The organism is Pedobacter ginsengiterrae, assembly GCF_039537385.1.
Taxonomy (GTDB): domain Bacteria; phylum Bacteroidota; class Bacteroidia; order Sphingobacteriales; family Sphingobacteriaceae; genus Pedobacter; species Pedobacter ginsengiterrae.
Genome location: NZ_BAABAK010000003.1, coordinates 131,268 through 149,505, shown reverse-complemented (window position 1 = coordinate 149,505; position 18,238 = coordinate 131,268). Strand labels below are relative to the sequence as shown.

15 protein-coding genes are annotated in these 18,238 nt (G+C 36.1%); 10 read left to right on the top strand and 5 right to left on the bottom strand.

Features of this window, described 5'->3' with window-relative positions; all coding sequences use genetic code 11:
• The first annotated feature begins 423 nt into the window (after positions 1 to 423).
• The 7 genes from dnaE to ABD692_RS02775 all read left to right on the top strand — a co-directional run bounded on the left by dnaE (position 424) and on the right by ABD692_RS02775 (position 10,625).
• The gene (gene dnaE / locus ABD692_RS02805) at positions 424 to 4,857 is read left to right on the top strand and encodes a DNA polymerase III subunit alpha (protein WP_344764780.1); all 4,434 of its coding nucleotides are present in this window, start codon (positions 424 to 426) and stop codon (positions 4,855 to 4,857) included.
• A 163-nt stretch (positions 4,858 to 5,020) separates the two neighbouring features.
• Positions 5,021 to 5,341: a thioredoxin gene (gene trxA, locus ABD692_RS02800; protein WP_109923776.1), complete on the top strand. Its 321-nt coding sequence runs from the start codon at positions 5,021 to 5,023 to the stop codon at positions 5,339 to 5,341.
• Positions 5,342 to 5,458: 117 nt separating this feature from the next.
• Positions 5,459 to 6,670, top strand: coding sequence for a PQQ-dependent sugar dehydrogenase (locus tag ABD692_RS02795; RefSeq protein ID WP_344764775.1), 1,212 nt, complete (start codon positions 5,459 to 5,461; stop codon positions 6,668 to 6,670).
• Between the two features lie 157 nt (positions 6,671 to 6,827).
• Complete coding sequence (locus tag ABD692_RS02790; protein ID WP_344764774.1) at positions 6,828 to 7,745, top strand: DUF58 domain-containing protein; 918 nt, start codon at positions 6,828 to 6,830, stop codon at positions 7,743 to 7,745.
• A 137-nt stretch (positions 7,746 to 7,882) separates the two neighbouring features.
• Positions 7,883 to 9,619 carry a thiamine pyrophosphate-dependent enzyme gene (locus ABD692_RS02785; RefSeq protein WP_344764772.1) on the top strand — a complete coding sequence of 579 codons (1,737 nt, stop codon included), beginning with the start codon at positions 7,883 to 7,885 and terminating at the stop codon, positions 9,617 to 9,619.
• Positions 9,620 to 9,640: 21 nt separating this feature from the next.
• Positions 9,641 to 10,102, top strand: coding sequence for a redoxin domain-containing protein (locus tag ABD692_RS02780; protein WP_344764770.1), 462 nt, complete (start codon positions 9,641 to 9,643; stop codon positions 10,100 to 10,102).
• A 4-nt stretch (positions 10,103 to 10,106) separates the two neighbouring features.
• Positions 10,107 to 10,625 (top strand): DsbA family protein, encoded by a 519-nt coding sequence (locus ABD692_RS02775; protein ID WP_344764768.1) that lies wholly within the window; start codon positions 10,107 to 10,109, stop codon positions 10,623 to 10,625.
• Positions 10,626 to 10,901: 276 nt separating this feature from the next.
• Here the strand turns inward: ABD692_RS02775 and hppD are convergent, their stop codons facing one another.
• A complete protein-coding gene (gene hppD, locus ABD692_RS02770; RefSeq protein WP_316759289.1) occupies positions 10,902 to 12,032 on the bottom strand; it encodes a 4-hydroxyphenylpyruvate dioxygenase in 1,131 nt (376 codons plus the stop codon).
• Between the two features lie 89 nt (positions 12,033 to 12,121).
• Positions 12,122 to 13,288, bottom strand: a complete 1,167-nt coding sequence (locus ABD692_RS02765; protein WP_316759286.1) for a homogentisate 1,2-dioxygenase — start codon at positions 13,286 to 13,288, stop codon at positions 12,122 to 12,124.
• Positions 13,289 to 13,608: 320 nt separating this feature from the next.
• Here ABD692_RS02765 and ABD692_RS02760 point away from each other — a divergent pair, with 320 nt between their 5' ends.
• The 3 genes from ABD692_RS02760 to ABD692_RS02750 all read left to right on the top strand — a co-directional run bounded on the left by ABD692_RS02760 (position 13,609) and on the right by ABD692_RS02750 (position 16,397).
• On the top strand, positions 13,609 to 14,604 hold the full coding sequence (locus ABD692_RS02760) for a fumarylacetoacetate hydrolase family protein (protein WP_344764764.1): 996 nt from the start codon (positions 13,609 to 13,611) through the stop codon (positions 14,602 to 14,604).
• A 276-nt stretch (positions 14,605 to 14,880) separates the two neighbouring features.
• Positions 14,881 to 15,768, top strand: coding sequence for a flavin reductase family protein (locus tag ABD692_RS02755; RefSeq protein WP_344764762.1), 888 nt, complete (start codon positions 14,881 to 14,883; stop codon positions 15,766 to 15,768).
• 20 nt (positions 15,769 to 15,788) lie between these two features.
• The gene (locus ABD692_RS02750; RefSeq protein WP_344764760.1) at positions 15,789 to 16,397 is read left to right on the top strand and encodes a YdeI/OmpD-associated family protein; all 609 of its coding nucleotides are present in this window, start codon (positions 15,789 to 15,791) and stop codon (positions 16,395 to 16,397) included.
• 3 nt (positions 16,398 to 16,400) lie between these two features.
• Here ABD692_RS02750 and ABD692_RS02745 read toward each other — a convergent pair whose 3' ends face one another.
• The 3 genes from ABD692_RS02745 to ABD692_RS02735 form a co-directional block, all read right to left on the bottom strand.
• Positions 16,401 to 16,949: a C40 family peptidase gene (locus ABD692_RS02745; RefSeq protein WP_344764758.1), complete on the bottom strand. Its 549-nt coding sequence runs from the start codon at positions 16,947 to 16,949 to the stop codon at positions 16,401 to 16,403.
• A 117-nt stretch (positions 16,950 to 17,066) separates the two neighbouring features.
• Complete coding sequence (locus tag ABD692_RS02740; RefSeq protein WP_316759272.1) at positions 17,067 to 17,441, bottom strand: DUF4870 domain-containing protein; 375 nt, start codon at positions 17,439 to 17,441, stop codon at positions 17,067 to 17,069.
• Positions 17,442 to 17,514: 73 nt separating this feature from the next.
• Complete coding sequence (locus ABD692_RS02735) at positions 17,515 to 18,216, bottom strand: SDR family oxidoreductase (protein WP_344764755.1); 702 nt, start codon at positions 18,214 to 18,216, stop codon at positions 17,515 to 17,517.
• Positions 18,217 to 18,238: the final 22 nt, after the last annotated feature.

The window sequence follows — 18,238 nt, the reverse complement described above, 5'->3', positions numbered from 1 at the left end:
TTCTGTTAGTCGGGATTTATAATCCCGATTTTAGCGCTGTGGATTTCAAATCCACAATACATAAGGTCGAGATTATAAATCTCGACCAATCAAAGTTGGGGTTCCAAATTTAAACCTGCAGAGTGTATCAACCCTTTACTCTTTTGTTGATAATTTACTGACAACTTAAGGCTTCAAATTCCTTATTTTGTGTTAGTCGGGATTTATAATCCCGTTTTTAGCGCCGTGGATTTCAAATCCTCAATACATAAGGTCGAGATTATAAATCTCGACCAACCAAGGTTGGAATTCCAAATTTAAACCTGCAGACTGTATCAACCCTTTACTCTTTTGTTGATAATTTACTGACAACTTAAGGCTTCAAATTCCTTATTTTTGAAGAACCGTTAATATTCTACAACGGTTAATTCTTTTCAATAAAATATGTACTTAATTTTTGATACTGAAACCACGGGTTTACCACGTAATTACAACGCACCAATCACCGATACGGATAACTGGCCACGTTGCATCCAAATTGCGTGGCAGCTACACGATGAGATGGGGCGATTGGTTGAACATCAAGATTATCTGGTTAAACCAGAAGGATTTAATATTCCTTACGATGCAGAAAGAATTCACGGTATTTCGACTGATTTAGCAATAGAGCAAGGTATTTCATTTGATGAAATGCTGTATAAATTTAATGAAGTTTTAAATAAGGCAAAGTTTATTGTTGGTCAGAATGTTGGCTTCGATGTAAACATCATGGGTTGCGAATTTCATCGTTTTGGTGTTGCAAATCGCATGGCCGAAATGCCAGTTTTAGATACCTGTACTGAAGTTACCGCACAACTTTTGCAATTACCAGGCGGTAGAGGTGGTAAGTTTAAACTACCTACCTTAACCGAGTTACACGCTTATTTATTTGGTGCGCCATTTAACGAAGCCCACAACGCAACCGCCGATGTGGAAGCAACTACGCGTTGCTTTTTAGAGCTGGTTAAACGTGAAGTTTTTAAAAAAGAAGAACTACTGGTCGATGCAGAATATTTTCCTCGTTTTAGAGAGGTAAACCCTGCAACAATTGAGGGTGTTGGTTTAAAGCACATCAATTTAAAATCAGCTTCTGATGAAATTCGTAAACGAATACAAAAAGCTGAAGGTGGCGGAATTTCACAACAAGAACTTGAAGGGAATAAGCAAGAACTTGCTGCGGCAACTTTTGTTCACTTGCATAACCATACCCAGTTTTCAGTTTTACAAAGTACCATAAGTATTCCTGCTTTGGTAAAAGCTACAGCTGCACAAAAAATGCCTGCCGTTGCAATGACGGATCATGCAAATATGATGGGAGCATTTCACTTTGTAAATGCAGTTTTAAATCATAATAAGGCAGCAGAGGCTAAAAATGCTGAAGCTATTGAAGCTGGACAACGCCCTACAGAAGTGGTTATGACACCGATTGTTGGGGTAGAATTTTTTGTTTGCAACAATCACTTAGATCGAACGGCAAAAGATAATGGCTACCAAATGGTGCTATTAGCAAAGAATAAAAAGGGCTATCATAATTTAGCTAAAATGTCTTCTATTGCTTATACTAAAGGGTTTTATTATGTTCCTCGTATTGATAGAGATATAATCGAACAGTATAAAGACGATATTATTGTGCTTTCTGGCAATTTATCGGGAGAGATTTCGAATAAGATTTTGAACATGGGCGAAACCCAGGCCGAAGAAGCCTTATTATGGTGGAAGGAAAAGTTTGGTGATGATTTCTATATTGAAGTTATGCGCCACAATCAGGAAGATGAAAATCGTGTAAACGAATCATTAATTTCATTGGCAAAAAAACATACGGTTAAACTCGTTGCAACAAACAATACCTATTACATCAATAAAAAGGATGCTAATGCACACGATATTTTGTTGTGTGTAAAAGATGGTGAGAAACAGGCAACGCCAATTGGCCGTGGTCGTGGCTATCGCTATGGCTTACCCAACCAAGAATATTACTTTAAATCGCCTGATGAAATGAAATCGCTTTTTGCGGATTTACCCGAGGCTATTTTAAATATTCAGGAAATTGTAGATAAAATTGAAACCTATAAACTTGCTCGTGAAGTACTCTTGCCTAAATTTGATATTCCTGAGGAATTTTTAGTTACCGAAGACGAAGCGGATGGCGGAAAACGAGGCGAGAATAAATTTTTAAGGCATTTAACCTACGAAGGTGCTAAAAAACGTTATGGCGAATTAACGCCACCAGTAATTGAGCGTCTAGATTTCGAATTGGCTACAATTGAAAAAACGGGTTATCCTGGTTATTTCCTAATTGTACAGGATTTTATTGCCGAAGCTCGCCGAAGAGATGTTTCTGTAGGTCCTGGTCGTGGTTCGGCCGCAGGATCTGTAGTTGCCTATTGCTTGTGGATTACCAACATTGACCCGATTAAATACGATCTCCTTTTTGAGCGTTTCTTAAATCCCGATCGTGTTTCCATGCCCGATATTGATATCGATTTTGATGATGAGGGTCGTGGTCGCGTAATGGAATACGTAATCAACAAATACGGCTCGAGTCAGGTTGCGCAAATTATCACTTATGGAACGATGGCTGCGAAATCATCAATCCGAGATACCGCAAGGGTATTGGATTTGCCTTTATTTGAAGCCGATAAAATTGCCAAGCTAATTCCAAATATGAAGCTGGCTAAAATCTTCAATCTGGATGAAAAAACTTTAAAAGATGCTTTGCGTCCTGATGAATACGAACGCGTTCAGGAATTAAAAGCATTGGGACTTTTAAAGGATTTGAGTGGCGAAACCATTCAACAAGCTCAGGTTTTAGAAGGTTCGTTAAGAAATACAGGTATCCATGCCTGCGGGGTAATTATTACGCCGAGCGATATTACGAATTTTGTTCCAGTTGCAACAGCTAAGGATTCTGATTTATACGTAACTCAATTCGATAACTCCGTTGTAGAAAGTGCTGGCTTATTAAAAATGGACTTTTTGGGTTTGAAAACCCTTACGCTTATAAAGGATACGGTTAAACTGGTAAAGAAAAGACACAATATCGATTTAGACCCAGATACGTTTCCTATTGATGATGTAGCAACCTACGAACTTTTCCAGCGTGGAGAAACCATTGGGATTTTTCAGTACGAAAGTCCAGGTATGCAGAAATACATGAAAGAACTTAAACCTACAGTTTTTGATGATTTAATTGCCATGAATGCATTATATCGTCCAGGACCTATGGAATATATTCCAAGCTTTGTTAAGCGTAAAAACGGAGAGGAAGAAATTAAATACGATTTAGATGCTTGTGAAGAGTATCTAAAAGAAACATACGGAATTACCGTTTACCAGGAACAGGTAATGCTTTTATCGCAAAAGCTAGCTGGTTTTACCAAAGGTGAGGCCGATGTTTTGCGTAAAGCTATGGGTAAGAAACAGAAGGATGTTCTGGATAAAATGAAACCTAAATTTGTTAAGCAAGCGGCAGAAAAAGGCCATGATGCGACAACTTTAGAGAAAATCTGGAAAGATTGGGAGGCTTTTGCATCTTACGCCTTCAACAAATCTCACTCTACTTGTTACGCATGGATTGCTTATCAGACTGCATTTTTAAAGGCACATTATCCTGCAGAATATATGGCTGCGGTACTTTCCAACAACATGAGTGATATTAAACAAGTTGCTTTCTTTATGGAAGAATGTCGCCAAATGGGTGTTGTGGTTTTAGGCCCAGATGTAAACGAATCTGATCTTAAATTTTCTGTAAATACCAAAGGTGAAGTTCGTTTTGGTATGTCGGCGGTTAAAGGAGTAGGTGAGAAGGCTGTAGAAAGTATAATTGAAGAACGATTAGCAAATGGGCCATACGGAACAGTTTATGATTTTGCTAAGCGTTCTAATACGCGTATAGTAAATAAAAAAGCTTACGAAAGTTTTGTTTACAGCGGTGCATTCGATGCCTTCGGCGGACACAGAGCGCAATATTTTTATATCGGTCCGAACGATAAAATGAATGGCATTGAGAAAATTATTAAATATGCCAACGATTTTCAGAATAATGAAAATACATCACAAGCTTCGTTATTTGGAGGTTCGAAAGCCGATTTGATATTAGAACCATCGTTACCAGTTTCGCCAGAATGGGCTTTAATGGATCGCCTAAAATATGAGAAAGATGCGATCGGAATTTTTCTATCTGGTCATCCTTTAGATAATTATAAACTAGAACTTGATAAATTCTGCACGCATGGTGTTAGGCAACTCAGTATTATCAATAAGGTGAGAATGGGTGATATGAACGAAGAAGTTCTTGCAGAGTTTGAGAAACTTAAAAACCGTGAACTTTGTGTTGGTGGTTTGGTTGTAACTGCATCACAAAGAATAACGAAAACAGGCAAGCCATTCGGCACATTTGTATTCGAAGATTATGACGATGCTAGTGAAATGGCACTTTTCGGAGAAGATTTTCTAAAGTTTAAATCATTTTTAACGGAAGGTTATTTTTTACAGATAAGAGGAAGAGTTGGTGAGCGTTTCGGAAAAGCAGGGGATTGGGAGTTTAAAATCACTGCGATCAATTTAATGTCTGAATTGAGGGATAAATTAGCTAAAAGCCTAACGATTCAGGTTCCTATCGAAAGGATAAATGAAGAGTTAATGAAGCAGATAGATGAGATTTTAGCAGACAATAAGGCAAATTCTGAGCAACAAAACTGCCAACTTAACTTTGCTATTTTTGATAGTGAGAAGCAGATTATGTTAGATATGCCATCTAAAAACCTTAAAATTAATCCAAACAATAAATTTTTGGAACAATTAACAGGATTGAATGTTGTTAACTACAAACTGAATTAGTTTTTTGGCTGTTTAGTTAGTTGTTTCGTATTTGTAACGGATGCCTAAAAACGAATCAAGTAAAAAAACAACCAGCTAACAAACCACAATAATGTCAAATTGGCATTACAGTATAGGTGGCATTAGAATTGAATACATATATTTGAATATAAAAAAATAAATTATGGCATTAGAAATCACAGATGCAAACTTCGAGGAGCTTGTATTAAAGTCAGATAAACCCGTATTAGTAGATTTTTGGGCAGAATGGTGTGGCCCTTGTCGCATGGTTGGTCCAGTAGTAGAGGAAATTGCGAAAGAATATGATGGTAAAGCTATCGTTGGTAAAGTAAACGTAGATAATAACCCACAAATTTCTATGCAGTTTGGTATCCGTAACATTCCAGCTTTATTATACTTTAAAGATGGTCAGGTTGTAGATAAACAAGTTGGTGCTGTTCCAAAATCAGTATTAGCTGAAAAATTAAATAAGCAATTAGCTTAAAGCAAAAAACTAAAACACAACGCTTTATTAAAATATATCACCCGAATTCGTTACAGAGTTCGGGTTTTTTATTACAATTTTTTTTTGTTCTTTTATTCTTCTAACAAAATCATAACTATGAACCTGTTCAACAACAAAACATCCAAATTAATATTAGCTGGTTGTTTATTAAATATTGGTGGAATTACTTTAGTTTCTGCACAAAATCCTGTAGAAACTGGAACACCTTCGGCAGATTACAAACCTGCTTTTGCAGGCCAAACACGTATTGCAAGTGTTAAAACTGCTACACCTTTAAATATTTCTATTATAAATGATAAACTGGAACGTCCTTGGGCAATTTCCGTAATGCCTGATGGAGGTTTTTTAATTACACAGAAAGAAGGAACTATGGTTACCCTTTCTGCCGATGGGAAGTTAAAAAGTAAAATTGTGGGTTTGCCACAGGTTGATGATTCGGGACAAGGTGGCTTATTAGATATAACTTTAGATCCAGATTTTGCTAAAAACAGAATGGTTTATTACGCCTACTCGGAGCCTCAAAGCAAAGGTGTTTTGCTGGCAATTGCTAAAGGTAAGTTATCTGCAAATGAAACTGCAATAGAAAATCAAACTGTAATCTATCGTGCTACACCAGCTTATAGCGGTAAACTTCAATATGGTTCGAGAATTGTTTTTGATAAAAATGGAAATCTATTTGTTAGTACTGGCGAGCGCTCAGGCTCTGATATCAGAATCCAGGCACAATACTTAAACTCTTCACTAGGTAAAATTTTACATTTAACTACAGATGGTAAGCCAGTTGCAGGCGGCCCGTTTGTAGGTAAAGGAGACGCGAAACCTGAAATTTACGCATACGGACTTCGTAATCCTGATGGTTTGGCAATCAATCCGCAAACAGGCGATTTATGGGAAGCAGAATTTGGACCAAAAGGTGGTGATGAAGTAAACATTATTAAACCAGGTAAAAATTATGGCTGGCCAATTATTACCTATGGAACTGAATATAGTGGTAAAAAAGTTGGCGATGGTATTCAGCAGAAAGAAGGTATGGAGCAGCCCGTGTATTTTTGGAATCCAAGTATTTCGCCTGGTAGCATAGCTTTTTACAACAGCAACCATATTGCAGAATGGAAAGGCAATTTGTTTGTAGGCGCTTTAAGTGGTTCGCACATTATCCGTTTAGTTATTAAGGATAATAAAATTGTTGGTGAAGAAAGACTTTTAGAAGGTAAAGGCGAGCGTTTCCGAGATATGGTAGAAGGTAAAGATGGTGCTTTTTATTCGGTTACCGATAATGGTAAGTTATATAAGATAGACAAGAAGTGAGTCTGAAAACTGAATCAAAGAAGCCCCGATTTCGATGGAGAATTCGGGGCTTCTTTGATTAATTAAGCTTGTTAGAATTATAATTTTAGTAATTAAATGCATTGATACTGTTTTTACAGATTCTGTTTATTAAGAAATCTTTCGTTAGCTTTACTTTATGCCAGCAGTAAATTACGAAAATGAAACCAACTTTGGCAATTTAGAATTGCTCGCTCAGCAAGTTGTTGAAGGTTTTATAACAGGTTTACACAAAAGTCCGTTTCATGGTTTTTCTGTAGAATTTGCCGAGCATCGCCAATATAATAACGGCGATAATGTAAAAAATATCGACTGGAAATTATACGCCAAAACCGACAAGCTTTACAGCAAGCGCTTTGAAGAAGAAACCAATCTACGATGTCAATTTGTTATTGATGTTTCTTCATCTATGTACTTTCCTGAACCAAAAAATAATAAATTAACTTTTTCTATTCAAGCTGCGGCTGCTCTAATGTATCTCTTAAAAAAGCAAAGAGACGCATTTGGGTTGAGCTTATTTACTGATGAGATTTTAATGAATTCGCCTGCGAAATCTACCACAGTCCACCAAAAATATTTATTTACACAGCTAGAGGAATTGCTTCAAAAGCCAAAAGTAAATGCACAAACAAACTTAAGCGAAGCGTTACACCAAGTTGCAGAATTAATCCATAAACGTTCATTAGTTATCGTGTTCAGCGATTTATTTAATACACAAACAAGCCCTGAAAAAACAGATGAACTTTTTGATGCTTTACAACATTTAAAGTTTAATAAGCACGAAGTAGTTATTTTTAACGTAGTTGATCAATCGAAAGAAGTAGATTTTAATTTTGAAAACAGACCTTATGAATTTATTGATATGGAAACGGGCGAAACAATTAAAGTCCACACCAATCAAGTAAAGGAAAATTATGTGGATGCTGTATCTGCTTACAGGCAACAAATTACATTAAAATGTGCTCAATATAAAATAGATTTAATTGATGCAGACATAAATGAGGGTTTCTATCCAATTCTTCAATCCTATTTAATTAAAAGACAAAAACTGGGTTAAAATACTATACTAAACCTAAAGTTTTAAAAATTACAAAATACTGTAATTTCAAAGCAAACAATACCATCGTTATTAAAGTATAAATAGTATTAATATTTAAATCAAGGTCCAAACGATCTTAACTTTAAGAAATATATATGGCTAAAAATGTTGCAGAACAATTAGTTGAAATGCTGGTTGAAGCAGGTGTAAAAAGAGTTTATGCGGTAACAGGCGATAGTTTAAACTATTTTAATGATGCTGTTCGTAGAAATGGAAAAATAAAATGGATTCATGTTAGAAATGAAGAAGTTGGTGCTTTCGCTGCAGCAGCAGAGGCTGAGTTGGATGGTTTAGCTTGTTGTGCAGGAAGTTGTGGACCAGGGCATGTTCATTTAATTAACGGATTGTACGATGCACATCGCTCTCATGTTCCTGTGATAGCCATTGCATCAACGATTAATACCAATCAATTTGGTATGGATTATTTTCAGGAAACCAATACGACAAAATTATTTGATGACTGTAGTTCTTATAATCAAATAGCTACTACCGCAGAACAAGTGCCCAGAATGTTTCAGTCTGCTATTCAACATGCGATAACCAAAAAAGGCGTTGCTGTTTTTGGATTACCTGGCGATGTTGCACAACTAGATGCAGTAGAAAGCGAAACTTCAATGCAGCTGTTTAAGTGTAACCCTATAATCAGACCATCAGACAATGAGCTTCAGCTGCTTGCAGACTGTTTGAATGAAGGTAAAAAAATAACAATTTATTGCGGAATAGGCGCTGCAGAAGCTCATGCTGAGGTTATAGCTTTGGCAAAAGAATTAAAGGCTCCAATAGGCTTTTCTTTTAGAGGTAAAATGGGCATGCAATATGGAAATCCTTACGAAATAGGAATGACGGGATTGCTCGGACAACCATCAGCATATCATAGTATGCACGAATCGGATGTGGTTTTACTTTTGGGAACAGATTTTCCTTACCAAAATTTTATGCCTGAGAAAAATGAAATTATTCAGATTGATGAAAATCCTGAACGATTAGGTAGAAGGGCGAAATTACACATGGGATTATGCGGAGATATTAAAGATTCTATTTCAGCATTACTGCCATTAATTAATAATAAAGAAGACGATAGCTTTTTAAATGCACAACTTGCATTCTATGAAAAAGTTAAAGCTCAACAACAAAATTATGTTACTGATCAAGGAGAGGAAAATAAAATACAACCAGAATTTGTTGCCGATACAATTGATAAGTTAAGCAGTAATGATGCGATTTTTACAGTTGATACTGGAATGTGTTGTGTTTGGGGTGCAAGATTTATTAACGGAACAGGTAAAAGAAAAATGTTAGGTTCTTTTAATCATGGCTCAATGGCTAACGCGATGCCGATGGCTATTGGTGCCGCACTTGCTCATCCAGAACAGCAAGTAATTGCGCTTTGTGGCGATGGAGGACTTTCGATGTTGCTAGGTGATTTGGCTACGATTAAGCAATATAATTTGCCAATTAAAATTATTGTGTTTAATAACAGGGCATTGGGAATGGTTAAACTTGAAATGGAGGTTGATGGTTTGCCCGATAACGAAACGGATATGATAAATCCTGATTTTGCATTGGTTGCTGAGGCAATGGGATTTAAAGGTGTTACAGTTTCTAAACCAGAAGATGTTGAGCATGCAATTGCAAATGCGATGAGCCATGATGGACCAATTTTGTTAAATATATTAACCAATCCAAATGCTTTAGCCATGCCACCAAAAATAGAATGGGAACAAATAAAAGGTATGACAGTTTCTATGACAAAACTAATGCTTGGTGGAAAAATGAGCGAAGTATTTGATACTATTAAATCGAATTATAAACACTTAGGTGAAGTTCTTTAGCCTAAATTAAAAGATAAAACTATGTTAGAAAAAGGCGCTACAGCACCCGATTTTGAGTTGAATGCTACTCCTGATCAAAAAATAAAACTTAAAGATTTTCTTGGTAAAAACGTAATTCTTGCTTTCTACCCAGCAGATTGGAGTCCTGTTTGCAGCGACCAAATGGCACTGTATAATGAAACGCTAAAATATTTTACAAAACATGATGCGCAGATTTTCGGAATCTCTGTAGATAGTGTTTGGTGTCATTTAGCGTTCGAAAAGGATAGAAGTTTACACTTTCCGTTACTGGCAGATTTTGAACCAAAAGGAGCGGTTTCTAAAGCCTACGGTGTTTATGATGATGAAGTTGGGGAATGCAAGAGAGCGCTTTTTGTTATCGATAAAAAAGGTAAAGTTGCCTGGAGTTATTTGTCGCCAACTGCCGTAAATCCTGGCGCCGATGGAATTTTAGACGCACTTGAAGAATTAGATAAAAAATAGAAACATGAGTACATTAAAACCCGAAATCAGTAATCAAGATCATATTCAAGGCGCAGATTCTGCCGCTATTTCTATTGTAGAGTTTGGCGATTATCAATGCCCGCATTGTGGAGATGCACATCCAATTATGAAAGAAATCGAGGATGTTTTTGGTAGTCAGATAAAATTTGTTTTCCGAAATTTTCCTTTGCAATCATCACACGAATTAGCTTTGCCTGCTGCAATAGCTGCAGAAGCAGCTGCAATGCAAGGCAAGTTTTGGGAAATGCATGATGCACTTTTCGAAAACCAATATCGCCTAAGCGAAGCACTTTTTGATGAACTTGCAGAAACAATTGATCTTGATTTAGATAAGTTTCAAAAAGATTCTTTACTAAAAGAACTAACAGAAAAAATCGAAAACGATTTTGAAAGTGGTGTTAGAAGTGGTGTAAATGGAACGCCATCATTTTATGTTAACGGTACGAAATTCGATGGTGGAGCAACTGATTTGTATCAAATGCTAAAAGAAAGCGCCGAATAAAATTAAAAAACCTCATGTATTTTGCAATACATGAGGTATCAGATAAGGGTAACCGGAAAACTAAAAAACTAATTATGAGTTTTTAGAATTTAACAAAACGGAAATCGCTTCTTGTGTTTTGTTATTCAAAGGTGCATTTCAATTATGAAGTTTTAGTGAAGATTTTTAAATAGAGAAACAAGGAGTAAAGGCGAAGTATTAGTATGCGTGGCACTAAAAGCGGCCTGTGCTCTTTCATCTTTGTTTATTTCCCTTAGTTTCTCAATCTTACTCGTCCTACAAGTTTCCTCTTAATTCTTGTTCTCTTTCTAAAGATTCGAAAAGCGCTTTAAAATTACCTGCACCAAAGCTTTGAGCGCCTTTACGCTGAATAATTTCGAAAAAAAGCGTTGGGCGATCTTCTACAGGTTTAGTGAAAATTTGCAGTAAATATCCTTCTTCATCACAATCAACCAATATCCCCAAGCTTTCCAATAGAGCAATTTCTTCATCAATTTTACCAACCCGTTGTGGCATCATGTCGTAGTAAGCTTCTGGTGGCGCACTTAAAAACTCTACTCCCCGCGATTTTAATTCTCTAACTGTTTTAACGATGTCTTTAGTTGCAACCGCAATATGTTGTACACCTTCGCCTTCATAATATTCTAAGTATTCTTCAATCTGCGATTTCTTTTTACCTTCTGCAGGTTCATTAATCGGGAACTTAGAAAAGCCATTTCCATTGCTCATTACTTTACTCATTAATGCAGAGTATTCTGTGTTAATTTGCTTATCATCGAAAGATAAAATGTTTACGAAACCCATTACTTCCTCGTACCATTTAACGGCTTCATTCATTCGGTTCCAGCCTACATTACCTACGCAATGGTCGATGTATAAAAGACCTGCATCGGCTGGTTTATAATCGCTTTCCCAAACGCGATAACCAGGCATAAAAGTTCCATTGTAGTTTTTACGCTCGATAAACATGTGGATGGTTTCCCCATAAGTGTAAATGCCACTCATTTTAACTTCGCCATTGTCGTCGGTTATTGTTTTTGGCTCCATGTACGATTTTGCACCGCGTTTTGTAGTTTCTTCGTATGCACTGTAAGCATCATCAACCCAAAGGGCTAAAACCTTTACACCATCGCCATGTTTTTTTACATGTTCAGAAATTGGATGATCAGATTTTAATGCAGTGGTTAAAATTAACCTGATTTTTCCTTGTTGCAGAACATAAGAAGCTCGGTCGCGTACACCAGTTTCGGGGCCAGCATAAGCCAAACTTTGAAAGCCAAAAGCCGTTTTATAATAATGAGCCGCTTGTTTGGCGTTGCCCACATAAAATTCTATATAATCTGTTCCGTTAATTGGCAGAAAATCTTGTGCTTTTGCTATTTTTTCTGCGAATGTTTGTGTGCTCATAGTTATTGTAATATTTATCCCAAATGCTTTTGGGAGTTGAAGTGTTTTATTTTAAATGCTGTAATCCTAAATCTGTTTAATACTGATATTTATTCTATGTTTTCCTGCCAGCTTTTGTGGTAGTTTTCATCTTCAATATCTAAGGCATCTTGCGTTAGCATTAGTGGTTTAAACGGATCGATCATGACTGCTAATTCATCCGTTTTTTCTTTTCCTATTGATTTTTCTACCGTTCCAGGGTGTGGGCCATGAGGGATTCCGCCTGGATGTAAAGTGATCTGGCCTTTTACAACACTTTTACGGCTCATGAAATCGCCGTCGACATAATACAGTACTTCGTCGCTATCTACATTACTGTGATTGTAAGGTGCTGGAATAGAATCAGGATGATAATCATATTTACGAGGAACGAAAGAGCAAACAACAAAATTATGTCCTTCGAAAGTTTGATGTACAGGTGGTGGTTGATGTAAACGACCTGTTATAGGTTCAAAATCGTGGATAGAAAATGCATAAGGATAATGATAACCATCCCAGCCAACGTAATCGAACGGATGGGTGCCATAAGTGTATGGATAAATTAAACCTTGTTTTTTTATAAGCACTTTAAAATCACCGTACTCATCATGCGTTTGCAAATTTTCAGGCAATCTCAAATCGCGCTCGCAATAGGGCGAATGTTCCATTAATTGACCATACTGGTTTAAATATCTTTTTGGTGGCCTTAACGGGCTGAAACTCTCTACAATAAACAAACGGTTATCTTCATTGTCGAACTCCATTTGGTAAATTGTACCGCGAGGAATAATCAAATAATCGCCATAGCCAAATTTGATTTCTCCAAAGCCAGTCTTTAGTTTGCCTGAACCTTCGTGCACAAAAATCATCTCATCAGCCTGACTGTTTTTATAGAAATAATCAGTCATCGATTTTCTTGGCGCAGCTAAAACAATATGTAAATCGCTGTTAACCAAAACAGGTTTACGGCTTTTTAAAAAATCATCTTCAGGCTTAATTTTAAAACCAATTAAGCTGGTATGTTTAAGGTGTTTTTCTCGGGCAATTTTTGGCTCAACATTATAAGGTTCACCTAAATGTTTTACAATAGTAGGCGGGTGGCAGTGGTAAACCAGCGAATAAAGACTCGAAAAACCTTCGGTCGATACCAATTCTTCTGCATATAATTTTCCATCAGGTTTGCGAAAAACCGTATGTCGCTTTGCAGGAATTTGCCCCAATTTGTGATAAACAGGCATATTAATTATTTTTTGGTTAGGAAAAAATCTTATTGAATAAACAATTAAAACGACAATGCGTTTCAATTAAAAGGAATAGTAAAAGAAATTACAGAGAATATTGAGCCATGATTAATTTAGATAGCATTTTATAGCGACGTGCAGCAATGGCGTCGTTCACTAAATTGATATGTAATGCTTTTAAAATCATGGTTTTGATGCTGCTAAAGTAAGCAATTTATTTAAAAGATTAAATTTTTTAGATTTCAATAAATTTTAAATTATTGTTTTAATTCTTAAGCTAATTATTAGCTTTACCATGTATTTTAACCAAATGATATATGAAATTAGTATCGTACAAAACAGAAGACAGAGAGCATCTTGGCGTTTACATAAACGGTCATATCTATAATTTAAATAGTTGCGATAAGTTGCTTCCAGATAACATGAACGAATTTTTGCAAGGTGGGGAAGTGCTAATGGAAAGAGCAAAAAAGGTTGATTTACAAATTAAGGATGAAAGCTTGCAGGCTAAAGAAGAAATTTTTTACGAACTTTTAGCACCAGTTCCGCACCCAACCAGTTGTAGAGACGGATATGCTTTCAGGCAACACGTAGCGGCTGCTCGCCGTAATCGTAAAGTCGATATGATTCCTCAATTCGATGAATACCCGATTTTCTATTTTACTAACCACAATGCTATTCAAGGTACTGGCGAAATCGAATGTATGCCCGATCACTTTGAAAAGCTTGATTTCGAACTGGAAGTAGCAGTTGTTATTGGTAAAAAAGGCCGAAATATTAAAGCTGCCGAAGCAGATGAATACATTGCTGGTTACATGGTAATGAATGATATGAGTGCCAGAACGCTTCAAATGGAAGAAATGTTGTTAAATCTGGGCCCTGCAAAAGGAAAAGATTTTTCTACCGTTATTGGCCCTTGGTTGGTAACACCAGATGAATTGGAACAGTATAAAGTTGCCGCAAAAGCTGGTCATACAGGTAATGCGTACGATTTGAAAATGACTTGTCGCGTAAACGGCATCGAAGTATCTAAAGGTAACACTGCAGATATGGACTGGACTTTTGCAGAAATTATAGAGCGCTGTGCTTACGGCGTAGATATTCTTCCTGGCGACGTAATTGGTTCGGGTACGGTTGGTACAGGTTGCTTTTTAGAACTTAATGGTACTGGCTTACTAAACGATCCAAATTACAAAACACAATGGTTGCAACCGGGCGATGTTGTTGAAATGGAAATTACTGGTTTAGGTGCTTTAACTAATAATATTACCAAAGCCGGTACCGATTTTTCCATCCTGGCTTTGAAAAAATAATATAATTTGAAAAGCAGGCTTCGGTTTTCATTGGTTTAGAAAGCCCTGCCATTCGCTTTACTTCATTACATTCCGTGTTCGCTGCTGTTAGGTTTAAATTACTTAGGTTAACCTTACTATAATAAACCCGACAGCAGCGATTATCCTTTTTTGGAGTACTAACTGTTGTTTAGCAACAACTTTTATCAAAAAAGATAATGCGTATGGCGGGACTGACAATAAAAAGTAGCTTCTGCCATCGATTTTCTTAATGCTAAATTTTTAATAAATATTATCGTGTTAACCCTAAAAACCGAAGATTTAACAGCTGTTCAATTACAGGATTATTTGCAGTATGCTATTGCGCCGCGGCCAATTTGCTTTGCATCTACTATCGATGCTGAAGGAAATATTAATTTAAGTCCTTTCAGTTTCTTTAATATGTTTAGCACTAAACCACCAATTTGCGTTTTTTCTCCAGCAAGGCGTGTTCGCGATAATACAACAAAACATACTTTACAAAACGTATTAGAAGTTAAAGAATGTGTTATCAATATTGTTAATTACGATATGGTGCAGCAAATGAGTTTAGCCAGTACCGAATATGCAAAAGGGGTAAATGAGTTTGAAAAAGCAGGTTTTACCATGTTGAAATCGGATATTGTAAAACCACCACGAGTTGCCGAAGCGCCAGTTCAGTTTGAGTGTGTTGTAAATCAAGTGATTCCGTTAGGTGATAATCATGGCGCAGGAAATTTAATTTTGGCAGAAATAAAACTCATTCATATTAACGAAAACATATTAGATTCCAGTGGCAAAATCGATCAGCAAAAAATAGATTTGGTTGCTCGTTTAGGCGGCGATTGGTACTGCAGAGTTACAGAAGATAATCTTTTTAAAGTAGCCAAACCATTGGCGAAACTTGGAATAGGGGTAAATGCTTTACCTCAATCTGTTCGTTTATCTAAAGTTTTAACGGGTAACGATTTGGGTATGCTTGGTAATGTAGAGTATTTGCCCAGCGATGAAGAAGTTGATTTAATTAGCTTAAATCCACAGGTTAAAGAGGTTTTGGATGCAACAATTGGCGATGTAACGAATAGGGAAAGAGAATTGCACGAACTTGCTAAAATTTTTCTTAACCAAGGCGAGGTAGAACTTGCATTAAAGATTGTTTTGCTTTAAATTTATTAAAAAATACGGCCATGCATACCATTGTTCAGGTTGATCAATATATTATAAATTCAGCAGAATTTGCAATCCCTATTTTGGAACACTTACGTAATTTAGTACATAAGGCAGATGCCCGAATAGAGGAAAAAATGAAATGGAGTATGCCTTTTTTCGAGTTAAAAGGCCCAGTTTGTCATTTTGCTTCGTTTAAAAATCATTGTGCTTTTGGTTTTTGGAAAGGTTCATTAATGAAAGATGAGTATAATCTTTTTAAAGATAGAAGCAATGCGATGGGTTCGCTGGGTAAAATAACATCTTTTAAAGATTTACCAGCAGATGAAATTCTTATTGCCTATATAATTGAAGCAATTAAGTTGAATGAAGATGGCATAAAGTTACCTCCAAAGCCAAAAGCACCCGAAAAACCTAGTCTTGTAGTCCCTAAATATTTTATTGATGCCTTGCAGGAAGACCCTAAAGCTTTAGGTGTTTTTCAAAATTTTAGCGAATCTAATAAGCGTGAATATGTAAATTGGCTAGAAGAAGCCAAAACTGAGGCTACCAAACAAAAACGTTTAGATACGGCGGTAGAATGGATTGGAGAAGGAAAACCGAGAATGTGGAAATATATAAAAAAGTAGATACTAAATTATACTTACAATTTTCATAAAACGAGTTCTGTAATGGCCATTAAGTGGTGTAATGGTAACGCTATGTGTTTTTCCTGACGATGCGTGAATGAATTTAATTCCATCATCATCTATCGAATATACGATCCCAACATGGCCAACTCGTCGCACTTTCGAATTACTTCCAGTAAAAATTAATACATCGCCAACTTTAGCATTTTCTAAAGTTGTTTCTTTCCCAGTTCCGCTAAATTCTCTTGATGAACGTGGAACTTTGAAGCCAAAATTACTGAAAACATAACTTACAAAACCCGAACAATCGAAACCGATTTTAGGGTTGCTAGTAGCATAACGATAACGAATGCCGAGCATACTTTTTGCAAAATCGATAAGTGTTTCGGAATTTGTATTTTCTGTCTTTTTAATTGATTCTTCAGCGCTTTTTGGAAGATTTGCTGTAAGTTTTTTAACCAATTCCTGATATTGTGCAGGTATGACTGTTTGTGCTTTTCCTGCAGTTGCAGACAAAATGAAAAACGAAATTAAGATTAATATTTTCTTCATATGTTGGCGCCAAAGATATGGAAAATATTTTAAGCGCATTAAAATGTTGAAAACCAGTTAAAACAAAAAAGACCCAGGTAAAACCTGGGCTCTTTTTTGAAATATTTTTTTCAATAATTAAATACCTGGAAATAAGGTCTGAGCTTGCTCTCCAATCAGCGGAATAGGTTTTTTCTGAGCCTGAATTGCTCCAATTAAACCAATTAGCCAAAGAATAAACAGAACTAAATATATTATCGAAAATAAATAATACAAAGTGGTTGATGCAGTAGCAATTAGTACCACTCTTTGAATTATATTTAAACCGATATAAATCAAATTTATTAAAAGAGATTGTCTAAGATGAAAACTTCCTAGCGAGGTTTTCTTGTCTTTATGTAAGGCGAAATACGAAATCAGCCAGCCAATAATTGTAAGATAGCTGACTATGCTTGCTGTTTTTCCATCTTCTGCAGTAAGTGGAGCTTGTTGAAATGGGTTATTTGTTTCCATAGATTTAATTTTAGATTATTGATTATCAATACTCTAAGTAACACATAATTTAAATAAAATCATTCATTTTATTTTACGGTGTAGTAACTGCTACAGGTAATATTTTCCCATTAAAAAATTTATGAGCTGTTTTAGCAAAGTCAGCTACGTATTTACCCATTTCAAAAGCCATTACAGGACTTTGATAACCAGGAAAAGCAGTTTCTAACATTTCTGTTTGAGCAGAACCTAAGGCCAGGCAATTAATTTTGATGCCTGTTTCGGCTAATTCAAAAGCTAAGCATTCTGTAAGTGTATGTAGTGCTGCTTTACTAGCCGAATATGCTGATAAGCCTGGAAATTTAACACTTCCCTGAAATCCTCCCATGCTACCGATGTTAACAATGTGGCTACCAGCCTGCATTAGGGGCAAAGTATTTTTAATCATTCGGAAATGAGAGATTACATTACTTTGCAGCATTTCGCCTAAATCTTCCTCAGTAGTTTCTAAAAAAGGCTTATTAATTAAAGATCCAGCATTATTTATTAAAATATCAATTGTACCTAAACGTTCTTTCAGGAAAGGTATTAAAGCTCCATAGTCATCATTTACAATATCGAATTCTACAGGTAAAAGTGTACAATCGGGGTTAATGCCTTTGGCAATTTCTAAAAGTTTACGCAATTTATCTGCAGAACGGGCAATTGCTACAATTTTATTATCCTTTTGTAAACTAAGCTCTAAAGCTGTTTCAAACCCAATTCCGCTACTGGCGCCTGTAATTATAATATTCATTTTAATTTTTTTTTGAAAAAAT

Excerpts from the sequence above, each read along its gene's own strand:
- dnaE (WP_344764780.1), top strand. The coding sequence starts at position 424 with ATGTACTTAATTTTTGATACTGAAACCACGGGTTTACCACGTAATTAC.
- trxA (WP_109923776.1), top strand. The coding sequence starts at position 5,021 with ATGGCATTAGAAATCACAGATGCAAACTTCGAGGAGCTTGTATTAAAG.
- ABD692_RS02795 (WP_344764775.1), top strand. The coding sequence starts at position 5,459 with ATGAACCTGTTCAACAACAAAACATCCAAATTAATATTAGCTGGTTGT.
- ABD692_RS02790 (WP_344764774.1), top strand. The coding sequence starts at position 6,828 with ATGCCAGCAGTAAATTACGAAAATGAAACCAACTTTGGCAATTTAGAA.
- ABD692_RS02785 (WP_344764772.1), top strand. The coding sequence starts at position 7,883 with ATGGCTAAAAATGTTGCAGAACAATTAGTTGAAATGCTGGTTGAAGCA.
- ABD692_RS02780 (WP_344764770.1), top strand. The coding sequence starts at position 9,641 with ATGTTAGAAAAAGGCGCTACAGCACCCGATTTTGAGTTGAATGCTACT.
- ABD692_RS02775 (WP_344764768.1), top strand. The coding sequence starts at position 10,107 with ATGAGTACATTAAAACCCGAAATCAGTAATCAAGATCATATTCAAGGC.
- hppD (WP_316759289.1), bottom strand. The coding sequence starts at position 12,032 with ATGAGCACACAAACATTCGCAGAAAAAATAGCAAAAGCACAAGATTTT.
- ABD692_RS02765 (WP_316759286.1), bottom strand. The coding sequence starts at position 13,288 with ATGCCTGTTTATCACAAATTGGGGCAAATTCCTGCAAAGCGACATACG.
- ABD692_RS02760 (WP_344764764.1), top strand. The coding sequence starts at position 13,609 with ATGAAATTAGTATCGTACAAAACAGAAGACAGAGAGCATCTTGGCGTT.
- ABD692_RS02750 (WP_344764760.1), top strand. The coding sequence starts at position 15,789 with ATGCATACCATTGTTCAGGTTGATCAATATATTATAAATTCAGCAGAA.
- ABD692_RS02745 (WP_344764758.1), bottom strand. The coding sequence starts at position 16,949 with ATGAAGAAAATATTAATCTTAATTTCGTTTTTCATTTTGTCTGCAACT.
- ABD692_RS02740 (WP_316759272.1), bottom strand. The coding sequence starts at position 17,441 with ATGGAAACAAATAACCCATTTCAACAAGCTCCACTTACTGCAGAAGAT.
- ABD692_RS02735 (WP_344764755.1), bottom strand. The coding sequence starts at position 18,216 with ATGAATATTATAATTACAGGCGCCAGTAGCGGAATTGGGTTTGAAACA.